The sequence below is a fragment of the Clostridium fessum genome, from assembly GCF_003024715.1.
Lineage (GTDB): Bacteria > Bacillota > Clostridia > Lachnospirales > Lachnospiraceae > Otoolea > Otoolea fessa.
Window position 1 is genome coordinate 377,125 of the sequence record NZ_PYLO01000003.1, and the last position, 26,362, is coordinate 403,486.

The following is a 26,362-nucleotide window of genomic DNA, read 5'->3' on the forward strand; positions in this document are numbered from 1 at the left end:
AATAATTGCTTCTATCCAGATGCAACGGCAAATCAGTCCGACACACCCACGCACAAGATGCTGTCCGTGATAAATTTCACAAAATAAAAGGCAGCAGAAATCGGAAACTCGTTTCGATCTCTACTGCTGTATGCAATCTCACTGCGTTTTTTCAAACTATATTCGATTTGGGTTACGGTTCGCTATTATAACGTCTTTTTTCCATTCGTGTAAGCACTTTTTTTATTTTTTCACAATTTCATCATATTGAACGATCAATTTTTTTTATTTTTTATTCCGCTTATGCAACTTGACAAGAGCTGCTTTTTCAGCTCCCCTTTCATTTTTTCCGAATTTTTCCCTAAAAACAGGCAAATAGATATTGACAATACTGCCTTTATTCGATAGAATGTAATAGTATGTTTACATTGAACTGTCCGTGTCCAGGCTTTAATGCAAACCAAATACAAAATGAATTACGAATCAAAATAAAAGAATTTATGATGGAGGTACACTACATTGGCTAACATTAAATCCGCAAAAAAAAGAATCTTAGTTGCAGAGACAAGAGCTGCAAGAAACAAGGCTATCAGATCCAAAGTTAAAACTGCTGTTAAGAAAGTAGAAGCTGCTGTTGCTGCAAAAGATAAGGCTGCTGCACAGGCTGCATTATTAGCTGCTACCAGCGAGATCGACAAGGCTACTTCCAAGGGCGTATACCACAAGAATACAGCTTCCCGCAAAGTATCCCGTCTTTCCAAGGCTGTAAATACTCTGGCTTAATTATCCAGAGCGGATCTTTCGAATTATATATTAAAAATTAACCCAAATTAAAAAACCATTATTCTGTGGGTGTGACAGAATAATGGTTTTTTGTTGCTTCTTTTCCAGCCGGGTCCGGCCGAAGAACCGCTGATTCTGATGCTGGCACTGCCCTTTAGAATCAGCGCACGGAACTTCTGGGCTGACTGATCAGCAGCTCCACCGCCAGCCGGTCGCCCATCCGCCCGGTCTTGACTGCCTCCTCGGCATCCACGCAGGTCTGCACATAGGAAATGAGCTGTTCTTTCGTAAATGCCGCCGCCTGGCTGCTGAGCTTTCCGGCTACGAACGGAGGTACTTTCAATTTCGAGGCAACCGTCCCCCGGTCTGCGCCGGACGCCTGCAATTCTCGCACCAGCAAAAGCTGGTTAAACTGTCTGGCAATCAGGAACAGGATCCGCATCGGCGGCTCCCTGAGTGTCAGCAGGTCTTCGTACAGATCCATCGCCCGCTTCGTCTTTCCCGCCGTGATCGCCGCTACCATGTCGAAGATCTTGTTCGTGATCTGCACGGTCGTGATGACTTTCACATCCTCTGCCGTCACTACCTCACTGCCCATCGTGTAGGAAATGAGTTTTTCCAGCTCCATCCGGATGTTTTCCATATCATCGCCGACGCGCTCCAAAAAGAGATTCATCGTGGACGGCGTGATCTTCCGCCCATTCTGCGCCAGGATCGTCGCCGCCCATCTGGCGAGCTGCGCGCTGTCCTGCCGCTTCATCTCCGCAATGTGACCCAGATCCTTGACCTTTTTGTAGAGTTTGTTTCTCTTATCGACCGCCTCCTCCACGAATACGATGCAGGTCGTGTCCGGCATCATCGGCAGATACTCCGCCAGCGCCTCCGAAGAAGTCTTGAAAAATCCGCTGTCCTCGATCAGAATCAGACGCCGCTCGCTGAAAAATGGCATCGTGTCCGCCAGACTGATCAGCTCGTTCACATCCAGCCCTTTTCCCTCGAAATAATTGTAGTTCATCGTATCATCGCCCGAGATCGCCGCCCGCAGCTTCTTTTTATAACTCTGCTTCAAAAACGCCTCTTCGCCGTATAGCAGATAAACCGGCTTAAATGTGCCATTTTTGATGTCTTCATTGATCGTCTGCATTAACTCCGTCCCCGCCTCCTGGTTCTATTCGATAAAAACAGATCCATTTTTTCGAATGACTGTCCATCCGGTTACTTTCCTGTCTATTTTTTCACTTCCTACTATTATAAACATTTTTCTAAAATGTTGTCTACTGTAAACCCATAAAAAGAATAAAACAGCAGCTCCTTTTGTTGCTTGAAATTTTTCCTTGGTTCACTTTCAGTCAAAACCTACATTACCATCCCTAGCAAAAGATAGACCGCATACGCTACAATCCACGCAATCACGCACTGCGCCACCACGACAAAGCAAGCCCATTTTCCGCCCAGTTCGCGTCTGACCGATGAAATCGCTGCCACGCACGGCGTATAGAGCAGGCAGAAAACCAGCAGACTGACCGCTGAAAGAGGGGTCAGAATGTCACGCAGGCTCTGAGTCGTCCCGAACAGAACCGACAGCGTTGATACAACACTCTCTTTTGCCATAAATCCGGTCAGAAGTGCCGTGCAGACACGCCAGTCGCCTAATCCCATCGGCGCAAACAGTGGTGCAATCACACCAGAAATAACCGCCAGAAGACTCTGCTGGGAATTGGACACAACATTCAGGTGCAGATCAAATGTCTGAAGGAACCAGATTAAAATCGTCGCCACAAAAATAACTGTGAATGCTTTCTGCAGGAAATCCCTTGCCTTTTCCCAGAGAAGCTGGGCGACATTGCGCGCCCCCGGCATCCGGTAGTTCGGAAGCTCCATGACGAACGGAACGGCTTCACCCTTAAATAAAGTTGTTTTAAGAAGCATTGCCATCAAAATTCCCATCAGGATTCCCAACAGATAAAGTGCAATCATAACAATCGCCCCATGATGCGGGAAAAAGACAGCGGTAAAAAACGCATAAATCGAAATCTTGGCGGAACAGCTCATAAACGGAGTCAACAGGATCGTCATTTTTCGATCCCGCTCCGAAGAAAGCGTCCGGCTTGCCATGACTCCTGGTACCGTGCAGCCAAAGCCAATCAGCATCGGCACGATGCTCCGTCCGGAAAGGCCGATCTTTCGAAGCAGTTTATCCATCACAAACGCCACACGTGCCATATAACCGCTGTCCTCTAAAAGCGACAGGAAGAAAAACAGCGTCACAATGATCGGCAGAAAGCTCAAAACACTTCCGACACCATTGCACACACCATCGATCAGAAGGGAATGGAGCACCGGATTGATACCTGCCGCTGTCAGCGCTGCGTCTGCCCGCTCTGTCAGCCATCCAATCACCAGTTCCAGACCATCTGAAAGGACCGCGCCAATCACATTAAATGTCAGCCAGAATACCAGACCCATGATTGCAATAAATGCCGGAATCGCCGTGTAGGTTCCGGTAAGAAGACGGTCAATCTTCACACTTCGCTGGTGTTCCCGGCTTTCCCTCGGTTTGACGACTGTCTGCCTGCAGACTTTTTCGATAAAACCAAACCGCATATCTGCAATCGCAGCTGCCCGATCCAGCCCGCGTTCCTTCTCCATCTGGCAGATAATATGTTCCAGCGTCTCTTTTTCATTCGTGTCCAGATTCAGACGCGCCTCAATCTCCTCATCGCCTTCTGCCAGCTTCGATGCAGCAAAGCGCACCGGAATACCCGCATTCTGCGCGTGATCTTCGATCAGATGCATAATACCATGCAGGCAGCGGTGCACCGCACCACCGTGATAATCCGCATCACAGAAATCCTGCCGTCCCGGCTTCTCCTGAAAATGCGTTACATGAAGCGCATGATCGATCAGCTCTCCGATTCCTTCATTCTTTGCCGCTGAGATCGGGATAACCGGAATTCCCAGTTCTTCCTCCAGTTCGTTGACACGGACAGAACCGCCGTTCTGGCGCACCTCGTCCATCATATTAAGCGCCAGAACCATCGGAATATCCAGTTCCAGAAGCTGCATGGTCAGATACAGGTTGCGCTCAATGTTCGTCGCATCCACGATATTGATGATTCCCTTCGGGTGCTCCTGCAAAATAAACTGACGCGTCACCAGCTCCTCATTCGAATATGGCGATAAGGAATAGATTCCTGGCAGGTCGGTCACTTTCGTATTTTCATGTCCGCGGATCGTGCCATCCTTCCGGTCCACCGTCACGCCTGGGAAATTCCCCACATGCTGATTAGAGCCGGTCAGCTGGTTAAAAAGCGTCGTTTTGCCGCAGTTCTGATTACCTGCCAGTGCAAACGTCAGGACGGTGCCATCCGGCAATGGGTGTTCCTCCGCCTTTGTATGGTATTTTCCACCTTCTCCGAGTCCAGGGTGATCGATCGCGCGCGCCATCGGAATCCCATGTTCCTTTTTGTCCGCTGCTTCGGTTCCTGCCTCGCGTACATTCTCAATCTCTATCTTCTCTGCATCCGCCAGGCGCAACGTCAGTTCATAGCTATGAATCCGCACCTCAACCGGATCGCCCATCGGCGCATATTTTACCATCGTAACCGATGCAGTCGGAATCAATCCCATATCCAGAAAATGATGCCGCAGTGCACCTTCTCCGCCAACTGCCCGAACGGTTGCAGTTTTTCCTATTGGTAAATCCTTTAATGTCATTCTCTGCCTCCATCTCTCTTCATTGGTCAAACTCATTGTATGTCATCAAGCTTCTACATCCGCCTGATTTTGAAGCAAAGCATAGAGAGAAAAATACTATTGAAACTTTTTCTCAATTATGTTTCCAGATAAGTCTATTGTACTTTAGGGAATTTGTCAATCGTTGGAATCTTTAAGAATCTACCAATCAGAAAAAAAAACAGAAAAGACAAAAGAAAAACAGCAAGGATGAATCATCCTCACTGTCTCAAAATAGCTGGGCTACAAGGATTCGAACCTTGAAAATGACGGAGTCAGAGTCCGTTGCCTTACCATTTGGCGATAGCCCAATCTTTTATTTCATAGCTGTCTCAGCCACATTTATTATTATATCATAAATTTTTGTTTCGTCAAGTATTTTTTTCAAACACTTATGTTTTTTTGAACAATTATAATTGTTTACCAGTTCGAAACATTTTACAGTCTCGTAATGCCCCGGATATTTTTCCGTCACGAGGCTTCCTGCAAATAATTCTAATGGTTCTTAAAATTCCTGCTGCCCGAATCCAACTTCTGATAACTCCAGACATATCATGGTTCAGGCAGCAGGAATCATATATCCTCATACACTCCGCTTTAATTAGCTGACTCCGCATCTGTCTTCGTTTCTTTTTCCGTCTGCTTTGTCTCCATCTGACTGTACTCTGTCTCCGAGTGCGTGCTCTCCTTTACTGCTTCTGTCAGTGTCTCCGGCGCGCGGGATGTCTCGGATGGCTTTGTCTCCACTGTCTCATCATCCGCATCGTCGTCATCCTCATCAATCAGATCATCCGCAATATCCGGCGTCTCGAAATAGCCTTTTACCGTACCAAAGGAACCGCCGTCCCGCACTGCCACTCCGCCGAGCGTAAACGTGCACTCCGTATTGGCGGGAAGCCCTTTGACGTGAATCTCACAGGAGGTTCCGCCTGTGTCCGTGATTCTCGCCGAATAGCTCTGACCGTCCGGATCTACCACCGACACGGTCGGATTTTTCCATTTAACCTTTTCCTTAAAAACGATGTTCAGCGAACCGCTCTCGTAATCTACATAGTCAATCTTCGCTTTCTTGCCTCCCGAATCGACTTCTTCCTCGTCCTCATCTGCTGCGGCGGTTGTCTCCACCGGGCGTACTGCAGTCGATGGCTGTTCTGCCGGCGTCGGTTCATTTTCCGGCTGACCGGTGCTTTCCACGGTCGTCTCCGCTAAGGTTTCTTCCTCGGTCTGCGGCAATGTCACCTCACGAACCAGAGCCGCATCCGTCTCAATGGTGCTGTCCGTCTTCGAATAACCTACCGTATAAGCACGATCCGCGATCTCCCGCGCAATCTCTTCCATCGTCATACCGGCAAATTTTTTCATATCATTTTCGGTCAGGTCGTTATCCCGAATCAGCTCTCGCAGAAAATACGCTTTTCCATAAGAAATATTGTATTTCTCCGCCAGATCCTGAATCTCCCCGGTTACCTTCATCCGCTGGTCATAGACAACCGCCTGTACCGCGTGTTCCTGCAGGGAAGACTCTACATCCCCTACGACATCCTGACGCAAAGATGATGCCTTTTTCTCATTCTCATTGGACACGGTAACTAGAATCGCATTGTCCAGTTCATCCAGATAACCGTTCCGGACCATCGAACCGATCAATGCGTTGACCGCAATATCAAGGTCTACATTTTTCAAATTCATATCATCCAGGATCGTCTCCGCATCCTCATTGAGCGGATTCGCCTGCAATACTTTCTCGTTCCGGTTGACGGAAAGCTCAATACTCGGATTGACATCGATGCCAATCACCGAATCGACACGGTGATTCTGGTAAAATGAAACACCGCCTCCTAACACAGCCACACACAGGCAGGCGGCTGCTGCCATCGCCACGGTCCGCATCCGGCGGTACATCCGTACACGGCGGGATGGTTTTACATAGATCTCCTGTGGCGTCGAGAGATCGATTTTATCGAATACGTTGGGAGTCAGGGCGTCCATCGCCGATCGCAGATGTGACTCAATCTCATCCTGTTCCCACGCTGTTTCAGAGTGATCGGTCAATGTACTCCCTCCTCTCTCAGGTGTTTTTTCAGTTTTTTCATAGCACGGTTGTACTTGGAAAGCACCGTTGCCAGCGGCATCTCCAAATCTGCCGCGATCTCACGATGTTTTAACCCCGCTGATGTCCGCAGAAGTACAATCTGCCGTTCTTCTTCATTTAATATTTTGAGTGCTGCGTGTAATACCATCTTATCCGCAGCATCCTCTATCTGGGGACAGAATTCCCCTGTCTCCATCTCAGAAAGATCCGAAAGCCCGATATCCGCTTCATGCTTCTGGTCACGGAAGCGCATATAGCAAAGATTTCTAGCGATCGTAAACATCCACGCCAGCGGTTTGCCCTGCGACTGATAGCTTCCAGCCGAAGTCCAGACCTTTAAATAAAGCTCCTGCATGACCTCCTCAGAGTCCTGCAGATTCCGCAAAATCGATAGAATAAAACCGTATATAGTTTTATCCGTATTCTGATAAAGCTGCTGAAATGCCGCCTTATCTCCCTCTGCCACTCGCAGAAGCAGCTTTTCATCGCTCATCTTATCATAGGCGACCGGCTCTTCCATGGTCGTTAAAAGCCCCGTCAAAAACATGGACGAAATTTCCTTTCTATATAACTTAATGCAAAGAAACCAGTTCTTATTGCATTTGTTATGAATTTTTTCTGATTTCTGTCCAGCTCCTCACGGCAGCTGGCAAAAATCAATGCAGCTTTATTCATACTCGACCCGTTCCAGAAAAAGCCCCTCCGGCGGCGCCGTAAAACCTGCCAGCGCTCGGTCACAGGAAAAAAGCGCCTCCGCCACTGATTCCGGTGTCCGCTTATGAAGTCCTACCTCGATCAGTGTACCGGTCAGGATTCTTACCATATTATATAGGAAGCCATTGCCACGAAAATGCAGTTCGCACACACTTTCCTGCATGGTCAGCTCAATAGCAGTGAGATTCCGCACCGTCGATTTTTTCATCCGTTTCAACGAACAGAATGCTTTAAAATCGTGCTCACCCGTCAGATACGCAGCCGCCCGTCTCATAGACGCTATGTCCAGCGGTTCCCCCAGACCGTACACATATCGGCGCTCAAATACATTTTTCTTCGCTGCCGTCTCAATCCGGTAGCAGTACGTCTTGGAAACAGCATTTAAACGGCTGTGAAAACGCGTTCCCGCCTCCTGTGCCGATAAAACAGCGATATCATCCGGGAGATAGCGGTTCAGGTACGCTTTCAACTCCTCCGCGCTCATCCCGGCACAGGACGCCGGAAGATGGAAATTCGCCACCTGTCCCCATGCGTGGACGCCTGCATCTGTCCGTCCGGAACCGTGCACCTCTACCGTCTGCCCCGCCATTTTCTCCAGAATCTGCTCTAATTTTCCCTGTATCGTCTTGTCCGTGTTTCCCTGCTTCTGCCAGCCGTCATAACGGCTTCCGTCATATTGCAGGGTAATTTTTATATTTCGATCTGGCATATTTTTTCTCCATGTGTTATCCATTTTCATTCTTTTTTATTCGTAAATATATCTGTCCCGCCGCCAGATACAGCAACGTTCCGGTCAGCGCTCCTGCCATATCCAGCCACACATCGCTGATCTGACCAGAACGCCCCTCGGTAAACAGCTGAATCGTCTCATCCAGAAACGGGACCGCAAAAATAGCGATACGATGGAGTTCCAGCCATACAGGCCCGCACGGTGCCATCGCACGCATTCTCCCAGTCCTATCTTTCCCATCAGCCGGATCCTCTGTCCGCATTTCTTCCAAAATAGCTCCGTTCACACGCACACAGAGAGCACTCTGCCGCAGCAAAATCCCCAGTCCTGTATACTCAATAAAATGAGCACATTTGCGCACAATATGCTCGGTCAGCCATGGTACGGCTATTCCGGTATCTGCTGCCAGCTTCTGCAAAAGCCGGAGAACCCGTCCGCTCTCCGCCGATGACTGCACTGCCGGTCGCATGGAATTGGAGTAGATAAATAAAATGTATAATATTAAGATCACATGCCAGATCCATGCCATTCCCAGTGCTTTCTGTTTTTCCCGGATATTTTTTCCTGTATTCATCTATCAATCCCTGTATTCGCTTGATTCTTCTATGCGCTTACGCCTTTACTGCTCGGATTTTAAGATTCCGCTCCCGTCAATCCGCTGTACCGCCAGCGCGATCGCATCTTCATCCTGCACCAGCGCCATCCGCACATGTCCTTCTCCCGATGGACCAAACGCACTTCCCGGTGTCACCAGAACTCCTGTTTTTTCAAATAACGTTTTTACAAATTCCATCGAATCGCTAAATCCAGCTGGAATCGGTGCCCAGACGAACATCGTTCCCTCCGGTTTCTCCATCTTCCATCCGATGGATGCAAGACCATCACACAGACAGTCACGCCGTCCCTCATAAGCAGCTCTGGTCGAAGCCACACAGCTCTGGTCACCGGTAATCGCCGCGATCGCTGCCTTCTGGATCGGCAGGAACATACCGTAATCCATATTGGATTTCAACGTTTTCAGATGACTGACAACTTCCTTATTTCCCACGCAGAAGCCGACACGTGCCCCCGCCAGTCCATAGGTCTTTGACAGGGAATTAAATTCCACTCCGACTTCTCTCGCTCCTGGGAAACACAGAAAACTTCCGCAGGTTCTTCCATCAAATACCAGTTCACTGTAGGCGTTGTCATGCAGCACGATAATATCATATTTCTTTGCAAATGCGATCAGCTCTTCATAAAAACAATCCGGTGCCAGCACTGCCGTCGGATTGTTCGGGTAGGAGACAATCATAAATTTCGCTTTCTGAGCGACTTCCTCCGGAATTTCCTTCAAATCAATGATGTAGTGATTTTCTTCGCGCTGCGGCATATAGTAAAGCTCTGCCCCCGCCAAAGACGGACCATCCGCAAACACCGGATAACACGGATCCGGTACCAAAACCACATCGCCCTCGTCCACGATCGAAAGTGCGATGTGCGCCAGTCCCTCCTGGGAACCGAGCAAAGAGCAAATCTCTGTCTCCGGGTTCAGCTCCACTCCATAGCGGCGCGCATACCAGTCGGACACTGCCTCCAGAAGTGCCTGCTGATCCTGAATTGCATACAGGTAATTTTCCGGTACCAGACAGGCTTCGCTGAGCGCCTTTAAAATATGCGGTGCGGGGGCAATATTCGGTGCGCCGATGCTCAGATCAACGATCATCTCCCCCTCTTCCAATTTTTTCTTCTTCATCTGCGCCAGCATGGAGAACACGCCCTCGCCAAACCGGTCCATTCTATTTGCAAATTTCATCTTATGTTTTTCCTCGCTTTCAGAAGTTCTTCTATCCACCAGCTGAGTCAACAGCCCCTGACTCTGTCATTCTCCATCGTTCTATCTTTGATTTTTCTGGTTCTCAGCCTTTCTCCGCCATTCTTTTTATCTGGCTATATAAGTATTAATTATAGTACAAGCATATAGGAAAGTAAAGGCGTGTCCAACAACGGAATTTGCCGTAGCTTTTCTAAAAACGTTGTAAAAACAACCGACTTTTCTCAGCAAAACAATTATACTTAATCTCGTAATTGAAACAGTAATTGTTCCGTGCTTTTATCCTCACGGACAGGAAATTCATACATGAAAGTTAAGAAAGACGAGGTTTTTATCATGATACGAAGAATTATTGAAATTGATCAAAAAAAATGCAACGGCTGCGGGCTCTGCGCTTCTGCCTGTCACGAGGGCGCCATCGGCATGGTTGATGGAAAGGCAGCTCTTTTAAAAGATGATTACTGTGACGGTCTGGGAGACTGCCTGCCAGCCTGTCCGACCGGTGCCATCTCTTTTGTCGAGCGCGAAGCAGCGGCTTACGATGAAGCGGCCGTCCAGGTTCATATGGCTGCCCGCAAGGCAAAACAGGTGCTGGAAAATGCAAATACTGCTGCTTCTGCAAACGCTTCCGCCCGCCCTGCATTCAGCGGATGTCCAGGATCCATGAGCCGTTTCCTGAAGCGCACTGAAAGCGCTCCTTCTGAACATGACGATACTCATGCAGATAGCGCCGAGACTTTTAATCCTTCTGATTCAGCATCCATCCCGGTGAGCGCCCTTCAAAACTGGCCGGTTCAGATTAAATTAGCTCCGATCCATGCACCGTATTTCGATGGGGCAAAGCTCCTGGTCGCTGCCGACTGCACCGCTTACGCATACAGCCGCTTCCATCAGGACTTTATCCATGGTAAAATAACCTTGATCGGATGTCCGAAACTGGACAGCATCGATTACTCCGAAAAACTGACCGAAATTATCCGCAGCAACGATATCAAGAGCGTGACCGTTGTCCGCATGGAGGTTCCATGCTGCGGAGGCATTGAACAGGCAGTTAAAAATGCCTTGCAGGCAAGCGGAAAATTCATTCCATGGCAGGTAACAACCATTTCGATCGATGGGCGGATTTTAGATTAATATCTGCCATTCCCCCGATTGACCTACCCAACCATTTCGTGCAGGTTCCGCTCTCCATACACACCTGCCGAATGGACTCAATCAGACTCAAAAGAATACGAAAATTTATATATCTAAACGAGATTTTATTAAGGAGGTTCATTATGGAATACCCATACATCAAAAACATTACTCACGAAAAAGTGCAGTCTTTAGCCGGCCTGGTAAACGCAGAAGACGGTCAGATCGTCAGCAAGACTCTGGCACAGAACGAAGCTGTCAGCGTTACTCTGTTTGCATTTGCAAAAGGCGAAGAAATCTCCACCCATGATTCCACCGGAGATGCGATGGTGACCGTTCTGGAAGGCACCGGCCGCTTCACGGTCGATGGCGTCGAGCACCTGGTTCACGCAGGCGAAGTTCTCGTCATGCCGGCGAAAAAGCCGCACGCCGTTTATGCACCGGAAGCATTTAAATGGATGTTGACGGTTGTTTTCCCATTTAAATAAAGACTGCGCTCAAACTCTTTTTACCATGCAGCCCGACTGATAGCAGCCCTTATCCATTTATTCCAAAACAGGCATACCGCAGGAATCCATGCATGATTTTCATCCTTTTCTCCGCGATATGCCTGTTTTTCATTTTATAAGCACATGGTTGTGTTCATTTTTCCAGTTAATCTCCCTTCAACAGATATGAACAGCAGCTTCCAGCTTTCATTATTCCACATACTCATGTGTCTCCACCCACTGCAGCAGCTTTTCAATCGCCGGATTCGGGTTGCTCTGACGCCATGCGATCTCAAAATCAAGCTCTTCCGGGCTGCCGTCCGCGCGGAGAAGCGGAACCACTACCAGATTCCGCGCATTCCGATAATGGCGGACGGCATATTCTGGGAGAATCGCCACGCCAAATCCCGCTGACACCTCCAGAAGCACCGTCTGTACCTCCCGTTCACGCGCCACGATATTCGGTATAAAACCGCCCTTATTGTAACAAATCAATACTTCTTCCGCCTCATCGTTGGAACGCCCCTGCGGCTGCATGATGATAAAGTCTTCCCGCGCCAGATCACGGTACATCAGATGGCTCTCTCCCGCCAGCGTGTGTCCCGGATAAAGAACCGCCATCATCGGAAACCGTTTGAGGAATCGATGCTTTAAATCCTCGTAATTCTGCGTGTACAAAGACAGATTAAACGCAAGATCGCAGGTTCCATTATCTAACAGCTCATAGAGCGCACTCATATTTTCCCGCAGCAGATGAATCGAAATATTCGGGTACGCCTCATGAAAACTTCTGAGCGTCTCCGAAAAACGGCTCTGCTCATATCCCCGGATAAATCCGATCGTCAGCTCCCCAGCTACGCCTTCCGCTGCCGTCCGCGCGAGCTTCGCCGCCTCCTCGGCGCGGACCAGAACCGCCCGCGCCTCGTTCAGATATACCTTTCCCGCCGCCGTCAGCTCGACATGGTGCTTGTCCCGCACAAAAAGCGGCACCCCGATCTTCTCCTCCAACGACCGAATCTGCAGCGTCATCGCTGTCTGCGAAATAAAACATTTTTTCGCCGCCCGCGTAAAATTCAGCTGCTCCGCCGCCGCCACAAAATATTCCATTTGTTTTAAATTCATCTCATTTCCCCATTTCTATATCCTATATGTAATCGCGTCTTTTCGATCGAGCAAAAAAATGAATCACGCCGCCCAATTTACGGGCTTTCGATCTGGCTTTTCCTGTTTCGTTATAAGTTTCCCTTATTATAATATCTGTTCTTTCTATTGGCAAGTTTTTCATTCATCCTTTATAATTTTTAATAGTCAACAAAAGAAAGTGAGTGAAAGGTATGAAACAATTCAAAAATTTCTACGAAGGCACATACGCCAAGTACATTCTGCCGGGCGTCCTGCTGCAATCGGTTCTGATTGGCGGCGGCTATGCAACCGGACGTGAGATTTATTCTTACGGTGCGAAATTCGGAGCGATGGGCTGGATCTCCGGACTGACGATCGGCATCGGTTTTGCCCTGTTTGCCTTCCTGACCTTTGAGATCTGCCGGATCTACAAGGTTTACGATTATAAAAACTATATCAAGCAGGTCATTGGACCGCTCTGGCCGATGATGGATATTTTAACTGTCCTCATCGCGATTCTGCTGATTGCCGTTATGGCAGCCGCAACTGGAAGTATTTTCGAGCAGGTCGGACTTCCGAATATTCTCGGCTCCGTTGTGATCGTTCTGATTTGCGGACTCTTGAACTTTAAGGGTTCCAAGATGATCGAGAAATTTGAATCGATCGGTACTATTTTACTGTATGGCGGCTATATTCTGTTTACAATTCTGGTACTCGTCAACAAGGGCGGCAACATTTCCCATGTATTCAGCACGATGGACACCAGCACCTACGACGGCTCTGTCACTGTTCCGCTGTGCATTTACACCGGTATCCTGTATGTTGCCTACAACATCAATTCCATCCCGATGGGCATGTTCTCCCTGACACGCCAGACCAAACGGAAAGAAACCTTTATTTCCGGTCTGATCGCCGGTCTTCTGATGGTTATTCCGTGGTTTTTGTCTTACTTTGCGATGATGTGCTTCTACGGTGACACCTCCATCGTCGGCGCGGATGTCACAACCCCGTGGATGGAAATGATCAAGGCAGTCAACGGCGGACCGGCACTGATGGCACTGTTCAGTCTCGTTATGGGCTGGACGCTGGTTGAGACGGCAACTGGCTGCATCCACATGATCATCGACCGTTTCGACGTTGCCATGGAGGAAAAGGGCGCTGCCAAGCTGTCCGATACAAACCGCGGTCTGATTACGGTCATCACGCTGATCGCTGCACTCGTATTATCCCGCGTCGGCGTTGTCACCTTGATCGAGCAGGGCTATTCGTACCTGTCTTACGGATTTATCCTCTTCTACCTGCTGCCGACGCTGCTGGTAGGCGGATATAAGATTATTAAACATAAAGACAAATAAATATGTAATGATAAGAACACATCCGCCTGTGGGAGATTTCATCTTATAGACGGATGTGGTATAATGTAAACACTTGACGAGGTATTTTCGAATCAACATAGAAAGGAAGTATATGCAATGAAATATGTCGGATATTACAATGGAGAAATCGGCCCCCTCGAGGAAATGAAAATCCCGATGTTGGACCGCGCCGTTTATTTTGGAGATGGCTGCTACGATGCCACCACCTTTGCAAACAACAACATTTTTGCCGCAGACGACCACCTCGACCGTTTCTACAACAGCTGCAAGCTGCTGGAAATCCCGTTTGAAATGTCGCGCGAAGAACTGCGTGCCGAGCTGCAGAAATGCATCGATGCCAATGAGATTGACCACGGTATGCTGTACTGGCAGTGTTCCCGCGGAACTACCTATCGTGGACATCAGTTTCCACCTGCTTCCGTAAAACCAAATCTGATGATTTTTACTGTTCCGTGCGACCTGATTCCATTTGATAAGACTTTCCGCCTGATCTCGATGGAGGACACCCGTTTCCTGCACTGCAACATCAAGACGCTGAACCTGATTCCAAGTGTCATCGCTTACCAGCGCTGCATCGAACAGGGCTGTCAGGAAACGGTCTTCCACCGCGGCGAACGCGTCACCGAATGCGCCCACAGCAATATCTTAATCATCAAGGACGGCGTTCTCTGCACCCCACCGAGAGATAATCTGATTCTTCCGGGCATCACGTTAAAACATCTGCTGATGTTAGCTGAGAAAAACGGCATCCCGACCAGCGAGGCACCATTTACCATGCAGGAACTGGCAGACGCCGACGAAATCATCGTCAGCAGCTCCGGCGGGCTCTGCATCCAGGCCGTTGAACTCGATGGAAAACCAATCGGAGGAAAAGATCCGAAGACGCTGAAGACTTTGCAGGATGCTTATGCGGAGTTTTATGCGGAAGATACGAAGGTACGGTAAAAATCCATAAATTTGCCAAGGGCTGTCACTCAAAACGTGGCAGCTCTTTTTCGCTTGCGACATGTTTCTGCTTCGCGCAAGTGCGCATCCTCGCGGAGCATTTTTTGTTTCATAGGACGCAATTTCCTATGAAATAAAATAAGGGATCCTTGTATTTACAAGGATCCCCAGGACGCGGAGACGGAGGGATTCGAACCCTCGTGCCGGGATGAACCGACAAACGCATTTCGAGTGCGCCGCGTTACGGCCGCTTCGCTACGTCTCCAGATATTAGGTGTTTCTCTTCGAAACACCTATACTATTATACATGATATTTTGACTTTTGTCATCTGTTTTTTTCAGCATTTACTGATAATACGCATCAATTCCGTTCGCAATTCCCCCGGCAATCAATTCCTGATAATCATCCTGCGCCATCTTCTGGTCTTCTTCCGGGTTGCTCATAAAGCCCATCTCGACAATGGAAACCGGTATCTTACACCAGTTGATGCCGCTCATGCTGTCTGTCTCCTGCACACCGCGGTTCTTGAAGCCGGTTGCCGCGCAGACAGAGTCCGTGATCTTCTTGGAAAGAGAATAGCTTGCCGCGTGAAGCCCGCCGTTGTACGGGTTGGTTGCCGTCTGGCACATGGAGAGTGTTCCGTTGACCGTCGTATTATCCAGCGAATTTCCATGAATCCGGACAAAAATGGAGGCGCCGCTCTTGTTGGCGATCTCCGCTCTCTCCGCATTGCTTAAGTTGACATCGTTGGACTCCCGGATCATGACGACCTGATAGCCTCTCTCTTCCAGAATCCGTTTTAACTTCTTCGAAACTGATAAAGTCAGTTCATACTCCGGCAGCTTCGTCGATACGCCCTCGGTGCCGGAAGCCACCTTCGCCTTCATGGTCGAGGAGCCCGGTCCGACTGGTTCTTTGTCCGGATTGCCCTTTGCCTGATGTCCCGCGTCGATCGCTACGATACGTCCGTTGGACACCGGTGCACCCTGTGCATCCGCTTCTGCCCCCTGCGCTGTGACCGTCGCTTCCTCACTGCCCGGCTCGGTCGTCGTCAGGTATTCGGAACGGATAAAACAGCTCTTGTCCTTATAAAGCACCTCGCTCCAGCCGTCTCCGATACCGACGCGCTGCACGCTGTCGCCCTGATTCAGCTGTGTCACAATCTCATACTCCGTTCCACAGCCCGAACGCACGTTGAGCAGGTTCTCAGTCGCATACACTGTCTCATCGACACTCCGGAAGCCGCTCGCCGTCGTTTTGTCACTCTCCAGCTCGCTCTGGTCCGCAACCGCCGCTGCATCCGCCTCCTGAATGCCCTGTGCATCTTCCAGCTCCAGACTTCGCTTTGCCGCATTCGGCACCTGTTTCTTCGCTGTCTGTTCCGCCGGTTCTGTCTCAGCAGCCGCCATCTGCACCTGCTTCTGTGCCTGATTCGGAAGGGTAAATCCAGCATGGCTTACGCCAATGGAACCCGCCGTGACCACAATCGCGGTCACCGCCGCCCAGAAACGTTTCCGGTAATCCGGTGTGCCTGGCTTTCTTTTTCTGCTTTCTCCTCTTGCCATTTATAAAAAACTCCAATCTTACAGAAGATTCTAACCTCTCCATGATCCGCGCATTCACTGTTTCTAATCAATCGGATCGCAGCACAACTTTGATGCCGACAGAGATTTCTGCCCAATTAAAATCTTCTTTCATTTCTAAATTATTCGATCGTACCGCCGCCTACGACATATTCGCCGTCATAAAAAACGACTGCCTGTCCCGGCGTCGCCGCTCTCTGCGGCTCATCAAATACGCATTCCACCCGATCTTCGCCAATCTTGCGGATCGTACAGAGCGCCCCTTTGTGGCTGTAACGAATCTTCGCACTGACGCGCATCTCCTGATCGCCCAGATCCTCAATCGCCATCCAGTTGAGATTCCGGCAGGTCAGGCGGTTAGAAAAGACATCCTCATTTTCCCCGATCACAACCTCGTTCGTCTCCGGACGTATCTCCGTCACGAACACCGGATGACCGAGTGCCAGATTTAAGCCCTTTCTCTGTCCCACCGTATAATGGGTAATTCCTTTATGACGACCTAAAATATTGCCGTACTTATCTACAAAATTGCCTTCGTCAATCCGGCAATCACTATTTTCCTCGATAAATTTTGCATAATCGTTGTCCGGCACGAAACAGATCTCCTGGCTGTCCGGCTTGTGTGCCACCGGAAGTCCAATCTCCTCCGCCATCTCACGAATCTTGTCTTTCGTATATTCGCCGACCGGCATCAAAGTGTGTGCAAGCTGATGCTGGGTCAGGTTATAAAGCGCGTAGGTCTGATCTTTCGCCGCCGTCGCAGACTTGCAGATCGCATAGCGGCCATTCGGCAGCTTCCTCACGCGCGCATAATGTCCCGTTGCAATATAATCAGCCCCAATTTCCAGACTTCTCTGCAAAAGGGACTCCCATTTTACATATCGGTTACAGGCAATACATGGATTCGGCGTGTGTCCGTCCAGATATTCCTGTACAAAGTAATCCATGACATTTTCTTTGAACTCTTTTTTGAAGTTCATCACGTAATACGGGATCTCAAGCCGTTCCGCAACCCGTCTGGCATCATCGACAGCGCTCAGACCACAGCAGCCGCCGTGCTCTTCCTGCTCTACATTCGTCTCATCCTGCCAGATCTGCATTGTGACGCCGATCACATCGTATCCTTGTTCTTTTAAAAGCCAGGCAGCCACGGAGGAGTCAACTCCTCCTGACATGCCGACTACTACTTTTTTCTTTTTCATCAATACTCTTCTTCGACGTCTTCCTCGCCGATATCCGTCTTCGGTTTTACGAGTCCTTTGATCTCAATGCCATTCTTCTGAGCATAATCCCAGAGAGCAGCGTGAATTGCCTCCTCTGCGAGCAGAGAACAGTGTACCTTAACTGGCGGAAGTCCGTCCAGTGCCTCCATAACGGCTTTGTTGGTAACTTCCATCGCTTCCTGGATGGTTTTTCCTTTTACCATCTCGGTCGCCATGCTGCTGGTCGCAACGGCTGCACCGCAGCCAAATGTTTTAAATTTTACATCCTGGATGATCTGGTTGTCATCGATATCCAGGTAAATACGCATAATATCGCCGCATTTTGCGTTGCCGACGGTACCCATACCGCTGGCATTTTCAATCTCGCCTACATTTCTCGGATGCTGGAAATGATCCATTACTTTCTCTGAATACATCGGGTGTTTCCTCTCTATATCTTCATTCACTGTGTACGTGTACAGTAACGGAATTTGCCGTGCTTTCGCCTTTAAATACGGCAAATTTCTGCTGCCACCACGTTATCCTACGGCACTTTCAGTTGCAAAAGTACCTATCTGTAGATGTTCATTTTGCTTAAAATGTCTAAATCTTACTGCTGCGGATGTTTCTTAATGTAATCCTCATACAGCGGAGACATAGAACGAAGACGTTCTACAATCTTCTTTAAGCAGTCTACCGTGAAATCAATCTGCTCCATGGTTGTCTCGGCTGACAGGGTCAGACGCAGGGAACCGTGTGCAATCTCATGCGGCAGTCCGATCGCCAGAAGTACATGGGACGGATCCAGGGATCCGGAGGTACATGCAGAACCGCTGGAACCACAGATGCCTTCCATGTCAAGCATGATCAGCATGGATTCACCCTCGATGAACTGGAATGCAAAGTTTGCATTGTTGGAAAGTCTCTGGGACGGATGTCCGTTGAGGCGTGCAAATGGAATTTCTTTTAATACACGCTCGATCAGGTGGTCACGCATCGCTTTTTCTTTTGCTGTGCGCTCTTCCATCGTCGCCATCGCAATCTCAACTGCCTTGCCGAATCCTACGATACCAGCCGTATTCTCGGTACCGCCGCGGCGTTTACGCTCCTGTGCGCCGCCGTGGATGAAGGAACGAGTCTTTAATCCGGTACGGATATAAAGGAAGCCGGTTCCCTTCGGTCCATTTAACTTGTGAGCGCTGGAACTGAGCATATCGATATGGCACTCATCTACATTGATCGGAACATGACAAAATGCCTGTACCGCATCGGTGTGGAATAAAATGCCGTGTTTCTTCGCAATCTCACCAATTTCCTTGATCGGCTCAATCGTACCGATCTCATTGTTTGCAAACATAACAGAGATGAGGATGGTGTCCGGACGGATCGCCTTCTCCAGCTCGTCTAATTTAACAACACCGAACTCATCTACATCCAGATAAGTAACCTCAAAACCTCTCTGCTCCAGGTACTCACAGGTGTGCAGAATCGCATGGTGCTCAATCTTGGTCGTGATAATGTGCTTGCCCTTTGCCTGATATGCCTCTGCTGTGGAAATCAGCGCCCAGTTATCAGACTCCGTGCCGCCGTAGGTAAAGTAAATCTCGTTGGACTTTGCGCCCAGCGCTTTCGCGATCGTCTCGCGAGCCTGTGCAATCGCTCTCTTCGGCTCTGCCGAAAATTCATAAACGGAAGACGGGTTGCCGTAATACTCCGTAAAATACGGGAGCATTGCCTCCACTACTTCCGGACGCGTTTTGGTTGTCGCCGCATTGTCCAGATAAATCAACTGTTTCATAACTAATAAATCCGCCTTTCTTCTTAGTGTATGCACGCCTGCCTTTATTGTGATTGTATCACACGGAATCTCACGGCAGGAACTCCCCGCCTGTAAACATTTGCTGCGTACATAGTTTGTAGCAATAAAGGTAAAAGCTTCATCTACGTTCTTTATTATTATATAGGAAAATTGAAAAAATACAAGCAAGAATGAGCGGGTTTTTGAAAAAACCTAGTTAAAAATGGGGTATATAATGTGCTCAAGCTATTCCACCTTACTTATCCAGACAATAAAAAACCGTCCAGCTAGGAGGGGTCAACTCCTGACTAAACGGTTTTTTATTAAATCTTTGCTCCACTTCTGCCTTGAAATCCGTTACCCAATCGGCAGCAATTCCGTGGAAACGCATGTTATCCTCCAAGAGGGAATCTTCGGATAACTGCTGTAGTGCTGTCATTGGCTTCTGACCGCACATGGAGGGTTGATGCAATAGGGTTTACATAAATAAAAAGAAATAAACTGGTAACGGATACCTGTCAATACTTATACATAAAAGGGATTGGTATAGAATCAGGTCGGTTCTTCACTTGACATATCGCTATTGTAATATTATTATATATTATTAGGATACTTCTAAGTGAAAACTCTTGTTTTTTCCTGATGGCTATAATATAACACGCATCAACTTGAAATACCATCCCCGGAACGAGAATATAAATATTGTTTTTTTACAATAATATAAGCATTTAAAAATAGTCCTATAAAGCAAAGGCTAATTAAGCTAAATGGAGGCGGAAAAATGTATATTAAAAACCCGGAGTATTTTATTACCACCGTCCGTGAGGGAAGCATTTCCAAAGCGGCTGAAAAATTATATCTGTCACAGCCATATTTAAGCCAGTGTATCGCACGAACCGAAAAGGAATTAGGTGTCAAGCTCTTCGATCGCAGCCATATGCCGCTCAAACTAACTGAGGCAGGAAAAATCTATATGCGTTATCTGGAAAGTGTCGGAGTCCTGACCGGGCAGTTTGAGGAACAGCTCGGCGAGCTGAAAACGGGACGCAGCCGTACTCTGAATGTCGGCATGACGCTGTGGCGCGGATCCGTCCTGCTGCCGGATATCCTGCCAAGCTACTCTGAAAGCCACCCGGATGTCCGCATCACCTTACGTGAACACCACACTGCCCAGCTTTCCAAGCTGTTACAGGAGGATCAGATCGATTTTGCCCTGATGAATATGCCGCTCAATCTGGATGATTTCGTCTATGACACCATCTTCAATGAGCGCCTCCTTCTGGTAGCCAGCAAGGACCATCCGGCTATCCGCGGTCTGGAAGCAGGCACTCCGGACCATCCGCTTCCAATCGACATGAAAAAGCTGCGCCGGGAACGCTTCATCCTGCTGCAGGAGGATCAGGTCATGGGACACGCCATGAAAAACCTCTTTGCCAAAATGAATATGGAACCAAAGGATGCCCTATACACCACCAGCAGTACGACTTCGGTCAACCTGGCGGCAAGAGGGTTCGGCATCACCTTCCTCCCGGAAGGCGGAATCCGCCACACTGCCCACGTGGAGCAGCTTGCATTCTTCACCGTAGACAATCCACCGTTCAGCGTGCCGCTGCTGCTTTTATATAAGAAGAACAGCATTATTTCACCACACGCGAAGGATTTTATCGATATGGTGAAGGAGTATTACCGGAATCTGGAGGAAAAGAAGATTAAGGCATAAGAATTTGCTCTTTCTCTGTGCATTCTGTTTCTACATATATTTTAGAATTTTTGCACAAAACGTACAAAATGGGACTTCAGCCCCTAATAGACACAGGCAGCCTAGACGATATCCGTCGAAGCTGCCTGTGTTTTATTTCATATTTTTCTATCATTTCTTGGTCGAATTTATTTAACATTTGAAGAATTTTTATTCTACTATTCTTCCTTATCCAGATTCCGACCATTCACTCGGTCTTTCAATTCGTAAAGCAAATTTTTTAAGTAACTTTTACTTACGAATCTTCTCCACAAATTCCTTCAGTCTCTTGCATCCCTCAACAACATTCTCATAGCTGTTTGCAAAGGACATACGGATATAGTGGTCGCCTTCGCTTCCGAATACATCGCCCGGTACCATTGCTACCTTGGCATTTTCAAGAAGCAGCGGAGCAAATTCCTGTCCACTCATGCCGAGTTTTTCGATGTTGATGAAGATGTAGAACGCACCCTTCGGGCAGCGGCAGCTCAGTCCGTCGATCTCGTTGATTGCTTTAACTGCATAGTCGCGGCGTCTCTGATACTCTTTTACCATGTCTGCTACTTCGTTCTTCTCTTCTTTCAGCGCTACGACGCCGGCTTTCTGTACGAAGGAACTTGCACAGGTAACCACGTGCTGATGCAGCTTATTGACAGTCTTGACAATCTCTTCGCTGCAGGCTGCGTAGCCGAGACGCCAGCCGGTCATGGAGTATGCTTTGGAGAAGCCGTTTAATGTGATGGTTCTCTCCTTCATGCCCGGAAGAGAGGCGATGCTGATGTGTTTTGCATCATCGTATAACAGTCTCTCATATACCTCATCTGATATAATCATGATATCGTTCTTCACAGCAATCTCTGCCAGTTCTTTCAGCACATCCTCTGCCAGCACACCGCCGGTCGGATTGCTCGGAGTGATAAGAACGAGTGCCTTGGTCCGTGGGGTAACCTTTGCACGAATCTCATCCAGATCAATCTGGTAATCATTCTCCTCTTTCAATGTATAGGTAATCGGAACCGCGCCCAGAAGCTTCGGAACATTTAAGTAGTTTAACCAGCCCGGATTCGGAACCAGAACCTCATCGCCCTCGTCGAGAATTGCTGCCATGACATCAAAAACTGCCTCGGAAAGACCTACACTGACGATGATCTCAGTCGGTTTGTACTCTACATTGTTCTGCGTCTTTAATTTCCAGGCAATCGCCTCCCGCAGCTCCATGGTACCAAAGTTGGAAGTATAGAATACATCGCCTTTTTTGATATCCTCGATGCAGGCATTCTTGATGTATTCCGGTGTATCGAAATCCGGACGCCCTAACTCAAAGTGAATGACCGTCTCTCCTGCGCGCTCCATTGCCAGCGCCTTTTCGTTTACTTTACGGATTCCAGACGGAACCAGTTCATCCATTCTTTTTGCGAATAATTTATCCATAATAAAATCTCCTTTTCATTCTGCATATACTCTCAGATTCTCATTGGTCCGCATCTGCTGACACTTTTCCAAGAATATTTTATTTTTCCTGGTAGCCGGCCGGAATTCCGTTTTTCTGTTCTCCAGCCCTTACGCTGCCTTTGTCTCGGTTTCCGCACCAGTTCCCAGCGTATGCATCATGCCCTCGCTGCGTGCTACCACCATGGTGGTTACCACATCACCGGTTACGTTAAAGGTTGTATTTGCCATATCAATCAGTCGGAAGATACCGGCAATCAGACCTACAATCTCCAGCGGAAGTCCCATGTTCGTCAGAAGAATCGTGGTCATGATGATCGCGCCTCCCGGAACACCCGGACAGCCCATAGCTACTAATACAGTAGAAATAATAATGTTTACCAATGCGGACGGTGTCAGGTTCATTCCATAAATCTGTGCCGTCATTACGATAGCCGCTGCATAGTAGATACATCCACCATTCATGTTGATGGTTGCGCCAAGCGGCAGGGAGAACGATGATAACTCGGAAGATACGCCAAACTCATCATTCGTAACAGAGGTTGTGATCGGAAGAGAACCGCTGCTGCTGGTGGTGCTGGCCGTTACAACCCATACTTTCCAGATACCCTGCAGCCATTTCTTTACCGGGAACTTTGCCAGAAGCGCTACCATCGGAATATACATCAGTAAAACAAGGATTACATCGGAAGCATAAACCGTGAGAATCAGCTTTCCGAGCGGTCCAAAGATTTTCAGACCATATGCACCAACTGAATCTGCTAACAGTGCACATACACCAATCGGAGAAAACTCCATAACAATGGCTGTGATTTTATACATTGCATTGGCACAGCTCTGTACACCTGCTAAAAGGCGTTCCCCCTCTTTTCCCATCATGATAAGTGCTACGCCTAAGAATACCGAAAATACGATAATCTGCAGCATATTTGTGTTGGTAAAAGAAGTGAAAATGTTGGATGGGAACATATCGATTAACGTATCAATGATACTCGGCATCGCCTGCGCCTCATAATCAGTTGATTGTGATAACGCGGTTAAATCAAATCCTTTTCCTGGATTGATGATGTTTGCCATGATAAGCCCTAATCCTACACAGAGTGCAGATGTCAGCGCATACAGTCCAACCACCTTCACGCCAATGTTCCGAAGCTTTTTCAAGTCTCCTAAGCTCGCGACTCCCGCTGTGATGGAAAAGAATACCATCGGAACGACAATCATTTTAATCATATTTAAAAAGATGGTTCCCAGAGGTTTTACAATGGTTGCTTTTTCTCCAAATACGAGTCCGATGACAATACCAAGGCCAAAACCGATGAACGTCTTTGTCGCCAAGCTCAATTTCTTTTTTTCTTTCATGAATATTCCCCTTCTTATGCAATACCCTCACTTACTGTTCACACATATGTGACCACCATGTTGTTTCACAGCACTTTCTATTTCAAAAGTGCCTGCTTTAAACAACCTCCTCTATGCTATATTCTCTCCCAGATTTCATTTCCCCAAATGTCCTCCGGGAGAGAGGTATCTGCAGTTCCGGGTAAATTTCCCAATTCACCTGCAAAACATGCCTTCCGTGAACTCTTCCGGATGTCCTGCATTCCGGAAATGCATCTTTGCCATGTTTTGCAATTAGTATGCTCTTGTCATCGCACCGTCTAACAGGATAGTCTGACCAGATACGTATGTATTTGCCTCGGAGCACAGCCATGTAGCCAGACGTCCGTATTCATCGATGGTGCCGTAGCGTCCCATCGGGAACTTCTTCAGGTCTTCCTTCTCGTAATCTGCTACGCTGATGCCAGCCTTGTCTGCACGCATCTTGTTCAGATTCTCAATTCTTGCGGTGCCGATACGACCTGGTCCAATGACATTGACTAAGATATTGTCTTTGCCGACCTCACTCGCCAGGGTCTTGCTCATGCCGACAACGCCCATTCTCATGGTATTGGAAAGAATCAGGTTGTCCAGGCAGTCCTTAACGGAAGAAGAAGTTGAGTTTACGATACGGCCGCCGCCGAGACGTTTCATGGACGGGAGTACCGCACGGATGGTTCTTACGTAGGAGAGCAGGCACATCTCAAAAGCGCCCTCCCATGCCGCATCATCAAAGCTTACGAACGGTCCCGGCTTCGGACCCGGACACATATTTACGAGTGCGTAGATATCGCCCAGTGTTTCAACGGTGTGTTTTACAAGTGCCTCGATGTCCTCCGCCTTGTTAACATCGCAGAGGAAGGTCTCCGGACGGTTTCCGGTTTCTTTCTCAATCTCAGCCTGTGCTTCCAGAAGCTGATCTTTAAACGGTTCTGCGGTACAAATCATAACCTTTGCACCTTCTCTTGCCATCTCGGTTGCAATTCCCTTGCCAAGTCCGGCTGCTGATGCCATACAGAGAACTACTTTGTCTTTTAATCCTAAATCCATGTTGCTACCTCCTGCTTAAAATGAATATATAAAATGATTTGAATGTTCTGTTTGAATTTTTTATTTTCCTACACTTCCTTTTCCGGATGTTTTTTTAAGTCAACAACCGGGTTTACAAGTGGTGTCATCTCGAATCCGTCCGGTCCGGTGATGCGGCACTCTGCTACATCGCCATTCTGGATATGGAACGCTCTCGGTGTTCCGGTGGAAAGGATGTCTCCGGCGTACCAGCCCTGGATGCTGCTGTGCAGGGATACCAGACGCGGCGGTCTGTGGGTCATGTTTGCTACTACGTTTTCTGCATGAACTTCACCGTTGTGAACACTCTGGACCAGAAGTTCATTGACATCCGGTACCTCATCCGGGGTTACAAGCTCCGGACCGAAGGAGAAGAAGGTCGGGAAGTTCTTTACGATGGTTAAATATCTCGGGTTGCCGCTTACATAATCATTTCCCTTTAAGATGGATTCCTCAGTCATATCAAGGATGGTGGTGTAACCGACGATGGCATCCTGCCAGTTTTCTTCGGATACATCTCTGCAATCCTTGCCCATGATGATTCCAAGCTCAGCCTCTGCGGTGGTTTTCTGTGCTTCTTTTAACTTCGGAAGCAGGATTTCATCGCCCGGACCAATCAGGGTGTCTGCCTGCTTGAAGAAGCTTCCCGGAAATCCCTTCGGAGCTGCAGAACCGATGTCTCCGGCATGGTCTGCATAGTTAAGGCCGATACCGAAGATACGTTTCGGGTTGCGGTAGAGCGGTCCGTATACAACTTTCTCGCTCGGAACCAGTCCCGGAATACTTTCCAGCTCTTCCTTGCCGCCTGCGTTATACCATTTTGTCAGTCCCGGAATCTGCTGCTTCTGGATGAGACTCATGACATCCTCGGCCCATGCGGTTCCCTTTGCTGCATTCAGTGCCTCAATCGGAAGCACTCCATTCTTTAAGACGATACCGGCTTTTTCTGTTCCGTTCACTTTGATAGTTGCAAATCTCATATGGTTTCCTCCTTTATCTGTCAGAGATTGCTTCTTCAGAAGTTCTATTTGTCTGTTTCTTTTCATTTTGTTTCAGCGTCTGAAACCCAACCTCTTGAAGCTCTCTGTTTCTTTCTGACATTACTTTACCATTCCCACCAAAAATGTTCCAACTCTCTTTCGAATATGGACGTATAGGTAAATGGTTATGGACCATAACGTGTCTAAAATGATACTTGACCTTCCCTAATAAGCGAAAATACGCCTGGATACAGG

At 48.2% G+C, this 26,362-nt stretch carries 22 protein-coding genes and 2 tRNA genes; 6 read left to right on the forward strand and 18 right to left on the reverse strand.

Features of this window, described 5'->3' with window-relative positions:
* The first annotated feature begins 498 nt into the window (after positions 1 to 498).
* Entirely contained in the window at positions 499 to 762 is a 264-nt protein-coding gene (rpsT, locus tag C7U56_RS11070) for a 30S ribosomal protein S20 (RefSeq protein ID WP_022358531.1), read from the forward strand.
* Between the two features lie 160 nt (positions 763 to 922).
* Here rpsT and holA read toward each other — a convergent pair whose 3' ends face one another.
* From holA to C7U56_RS11110, 8 genes are all read right to left on the reverse strand, one after another.
* Positions 923 to 1,906, reverse strand: coding sequence for a DNA polymerase III subunit delta (holA, locus tag C7U56_RS11075; RefSeq protein ID WP_107001255.1), 984 nt, complete (start codon positions 1,904 to 1,906; stop codon positions 923 to 925).
* 212 nt (positions 1,907 to 2,118) lie between these two features.
* Complete coding sequence (gene feoB / locus C7U56_RS11080; RefSeq protein WP_107001256.1) at positions 2,119 to 4,479, reverse strand: ferrous iron transport protein B; 2,361 nt, start codon at positions 4,477 to 4,479, stop codon at positions 2,119 to 2,121.
* Between the two features lie 256 nt (positions 4,480 to 4,735).
* Positions 4,736 to 4,808 (reverse strand) — tRNA-Gln (locus tag C7U56_RS11085).
* Positions 4,809 to 5,094: 286 nt separating this feature from the next.
* A complete protein-coding gene (locus C7U56_RS11090; RefSeq protein ID WP_107001257.1) occupies positions 5,095 to 6,549 on the reverse strand; it encodes an anti-sigma-I factor RsgI family protein in 1,455 nt (484 codons plus the stop codon).
* Positions 6,546 to 7,136, reverse strand: coding sequence for an RNA polymerase sigma factor (locus C7U56_RS11095; protein ID WP_107001258.1), 591 nt, complete (start codon positions 7,134 to 7,136; stop codon positions 6,546 to 6,548). The genes C7U56_RS11090 and C7U56_RS11095 overlap by 4 nt, the downstream gene beginning before the upstream one ends.
* Positions 7,137 to 7,256: 120 nt before the next feature.
* Positions 7,257 to 8,012, reverse strand: a complete 756-nt coding sequence (truA, locus tag C7U56_RS11100; protein WP_107001259.1) for a tRNA pseudouridine(38-40) synthase TruA — start codon at positions 8,010 to 8,012, stop codon at positions 7,257 to 7,259.
* Between the two features lie 16 nt (positions 8,013 to 8,028).
* The gene (locus C7U56_RS11105; protein ID WP_233430252.1) at positions 8,029 to 8,607 is read right to left on the reverse strand and encodes a VanZ family protein; all 579 of its coding nucleotides are present in this window, start codon (positions 8,605 to 8,607) and stop codon (positions 8,029 to 8,031) included.
* Positions 8,608 to 8,652: 45 nt separating this feature from the next.
* Positions 8,653 to 9,828, reverse strand: a complete 1,176-nt coding sequence (locus C7U56_RS11110) for an aminotransferase class I/II-fold pyridoxal phosphate-dependent enzyme (RefSeq protein ID WP_107001260.1) — start codon at positions 9,826 to 9,828, stop codon at positions 8,653 to 8,655.
* A 354-nt stretch (positions 9,829 to 10,182) separates the two neighbouring features.
* Between C7U56_RS11110 and C7U56_RS11115 the strand changes: the two genes are divergently transcribed.
* Both C7U56_RS11115 and C7U56_RS11120 read left to right on the forward strand, forming a co-directional pair.
* Positions 10,183 to 10,980: an ATP-binding protein gene (locus tag C7U56_RS11115; RefSeq protein WP_107001302.1), complete on the forward strand. Its 798-nt coding sequence runs from the start codon at positions 10,183 to 10,185 to the stop codon at positions 10,978 to 10,980.
* A gap of 143 nt (positions 10,981 to 11,123) precedes the next feature.
* The gene (locus tag C7U56_RS11120) at positions 11,124 to 11,468 is read left to right on the forward strand and encodes a cupin domain-containing protein (RefSeq protein ID WP_107001261.1); all 345 of its coding nucleotides are present in this window, start codon (positions 11,124 to 11,126) and stop codon (positions 11,466 to 11,468) included.
* A 210-nt stretch (positions 11,469 to 11,678) separates the two neighbouring features.
* On the opposite strand, the gene C7U56_RS11125 is transcribed toward C7U56_RS11120, so the two are convergent.
* Positions 11,679 to 12,590, reverse strand: a complete 912-nt coding sequence (locus tag C7U56_RS11125) for a LysR family transcriptional regulator (protein ID WP_107001262.1) — start codon at positions 12,588 to 12,590, stop codon at positions 11,679 to 11,681.
* 212 nt (positions 12,591 to 12,802) lie between these two features.
* On the opposite strand from C7U56_RS11125, the gene C7U56_RS11130 reads away from it, so the two are divergent.
* Positions 12,803 to 13,945, forward strand: a complete 1,143-nt coding sequence (locus C7U56_RS11130) for a YkvI family membrane protein (protein ID WP_107001263.1) — start codon at positions 12,803 to 12,805, stop codon at positions 13,943 to 13,945.
* 117 nt (positions 13,946 to 14,062) lie between these two features.
* Positions 14,063 to 14,911, forward strand: coding sequence for an aminotransferase class IV (locus C7U56_RS11135; protein ID WP_107001264.1), 849 nt, complete (start codon positions 14,063 to 14,065; stop codon positions 14,909 to 14,911).
* A gap of 175 nt (positions 14,912 to 15,086) precedes the next feature.
* On the opposite strand, the gene C7U56_RS11140 is transcribed toward C7U56_RS11135, so the two are convergent.
* The 5 genes from C7U56_RS11140 to nifS all read right to left on the reverse strand — a co-directional run bounded on the left by C7U56_RS11140 (position 15,087) and on the right by nifS (position 19,495).
* Positions 15,087 to 15,176 (reverse strand) — tRNA-Ser (locus C7U56_RS11140).
* A gap of 80 nt (positions 15,177 to 15,256) precedes the next feature.
* Positions 15,257 to 16,477 (reverse strand): N-acetylmuramoyl-L-alanine amidase, encoded by a 1,221-nt coding sequence (locus tag C7U56_RS11145; RefSeq protein WP_233430253.1) that lies wholly within the window; start codon positions 16,475 to 16,477, stop codon positions 15,257 to 15,259.
* 140 nt (positions 16,478 to 16,617) lie between these two features.
* Positions 16,618 to 17,697, reverse strand: a complete 1,080-nt coding sequence (mnmA, locus tag C7U56_RS11150) for a tRNA 2-thiouridine(34) synthase MnmA (RefSeq protein ID WP_107001265.1) — start codon at positions 17,695 to 17,697, stop codon at positions 16,618 to 16,620.
* Positions 17,697 to 18,134: a Fe-S cluster assembly scaffold protein NifU gene (gene nifU, locus C7U56_RS11155; RefSeq protein WP_022358753.1), complete on the reverse strand. Its 438-nt coding sequence runs from the start codon at positions 18,132 to 18,134 to the stop codon at positions 17,697 to 17,699. Before nifU ends, mnmA begins: the two co-directional genes overlap by 1 nt.
* A 173-nt stretch (positions 18,135 to 18,307) precedes the next feature.
* A complete protein-coding gene (nifS, locus tag C7U56_RS11160; protein ID WP_022358754.1) occupies positions 18,308 to 19,495 on the reverse strand; it encodes a cysteine desulfurase NifS in 1,188 nt (395 codons plus the stop codon).
* 781 nt (positions 19,496 to 20,276) lie between these two features.
* Between nifS and C7U56_RS11165 the strand changes: the two genes are divergently transcribed.
* The gene (locus tag C7U56_RS11165; protein WP_107001266.1) at positions 20,277 to 21,215 is read left to right on the forward strand and encodes a LysR family transcriptional regulator; all 939 of its coding nucleotides are present in this window, start codon (positions 20,277 to 20,279) and stop codon (positions 21,213 to 21,215) included.
* A 270-nt stretch (positions 21,216 to 21,485) separates the two neighbouring features.
* On the opposite strand, the gene C7U56_RS11170 is transcribed toward C7U56_RS11165, so the two are convergent.
* The 4 genes from C7U56_RS11170 to C7U56_RS11185 form a co-directional block, all read right to left on the reverse strand.
* Complete coding sequence (locus C7U56_RS11170; RefSeq protein WP_107001267.1) at positions 21,486 to 22,664, reverse strand: pyridoxal phosphate-dependent aminotransferase; 1,179 nt, start codon at positions 22,662 to 22,664, stop codon at positions 21,486 to 21,488.
* A gap of 129 nt (positions 22,665 to 22,793) precedes the next feature.
* Positions 22,794 to 24,041, reverse strand: coding sequence for a dicarboxylate/amino acid:cation symporter (locus C7U56_RS11175; RefSeq protein ID WP_107001268.1), 1,248 nt, complete (start codon positions 24,039 to 24,041; stop codon positions 22,794 to 22,796).
* A 273-nt stretch (positions 24,042 to 24,314) separates the two neighbouring features.
* A complete protein-coding gene (locus C7U56_RS11180; protein ID WP_107001269.1) occupies positions 24,315 to 25,109 on the reverse strand; it encodes an SDR family oxidoreductase in 795 nt (264 codons plus the stop codon).
* A 68-nt stretch (positions 25,110 to 25,177) separates the two neighbouring features.
* A complete protein-coding gene (locus tag C7U56_RS11185; RefSeq protein WP_107001270.1) occupies positions 25,178 to 26,107 on the reverse strand; it encodes a fumarylacetoacetate hydrolase family protein in 930 nt (309 codons plus the stop codon).
* Positions 26,108 to 26,362 lie beyond the last annotated feature (255 nt).

Bases quoted from the DNA above. Each gene is read 5' to 3' on its own strand.
- holA (WP_107001255.1), bottom strand. From the start codon at position 1,906: ATGCAGACGATCAATGAAGACATCAAAAATGGCACATTTAAGCCGGTT.
- feoB (WP_107001256.1), bottom strand. From the start codon at position 4,479: ATGACATTAAAGGATTTACCAATAGGAAAAACTGCAACCGTTCGGGCA.
- C7U56_RS11095 (WP_107001258.1), bottom strand. From the start codon at position 7,136: ATGTTTTTGACGGGGCTTTTAACGACCATGGAAGAGCCGGTCGCCTAT.
- truA (WP_107001259.1), bottom strand. From the start codon at position 8,012: ATGCCAGATCGAAATATAAAAATTACCCTGCAATATGACGGAAGCCGT.
- C7U56_RS11105 (WP_233430252.1), bottom strand. From the start codon at position 8,607: ATGAATACAGGAAAAAATATCCGGGAAAAACAGAAAGCACTGGGAATG.
- C7U56_RS11110 (WP_107001260.1), bottom strand. From the start codon at position 9,828: ATGAAATTTGCAAATAGAATGGACCGGTTTGGCGAGGGCGTGTTCTCC.
- C7U56_RS11115 (WP_107001302.1), top strand. From the start codon at position 10,183: ATGATACGAAGAATTATTGAAATTGATCAAAAAAAATGCAACGGCTGC.
- C7U56_RS11120 (WP_107001261.1), top strand. From the start codon at position 11,124: ATGGAATACCCATACATCAAAAACATTACTCACGAAAAAGTGCAGTCT.
- C7U56_RS11125 (WP_107001262.1), bottom strand. From the start codon at position 12,590: ATGAATTTAAAACAAATGGAATATTTTGTGGCGGCGGCGGAGCAGCTG.
- C7U56_RS11130 (WP_107001263.1), top strand. From the start codon at position 12,803: ATGAAACAATTCAAAAATTTCTACGAAGGCACATACGCCAAGTACATT.
- C7U56_RS11135 (WP_107001264.1), top strand. From the start codon at position 14,063: ATGAAATATGTCGGATATTACAATGGAGAAATCGGCCCCCTCGAGGAA.
- C7U56_RS11145 (WP_233430253.1), bottom strand. From the start codon at position 16,477: ATGGCAAGAGGAGAAAGCAGAAAAAGAAAGCCAGGCACACCGGATTAC.
- mnmA (WP_107001265.1), bottom strand. From the start codon at position 17,697: ATGAAAAAGAAAAAAGTAGTAGTCGGCATGTCAGGAGGAGTTGACTCC.
- nifU (WP_022358753.1), bottom strand. From the start codon at position 18,134: ATGTATTCAGAGAAAGTAATGGATCATTTCCAGCATCCGAGAAATGTA.
- nifS (WP_022358754.1), bottom strand. From the start codon at position 19,495: ATGAAACAGTTGATTTATCTGGACAATGCGGCGACAACCAAAACGCGT.
- C7U56_RS11165 (WP_107001266.1), top strand. From the start codon at position 20,277: ATGTATATTAAAAACCCGGAGTATTTTATTACCACCGTCCGTGAGGGA.
- C7U56_RS11170 (WP_107001267.1), bottom strand. From the start codon at position 22,664: ATGGATAAATTATTCGCAAAAAGAATGGATGAACTGGTTCCGTCTGGA.
- C7U56_RS11175 (WP_107001268.1), bottom strand. From the start codon at position 24,041: ATGAAAGAAAAAAAGAAATTGAGCTTGGCGACAAAGACGTTCATCGGT.
- C7U56_RS11180 (WP_107001269.1), bottom strand. From the start codon at position 25,109: ATGGATTTAGGATTAAAAGACAAAGTAGTTCTCTGTATGGCATCAGCA.
- C7U56_RS11185 (WP_107001270.1), bottom strand. From the start codon at position 26,107: ATGAGATTTGCAACTATCAAAGTGAACGGAACAGAAAAAGCCGGTATC.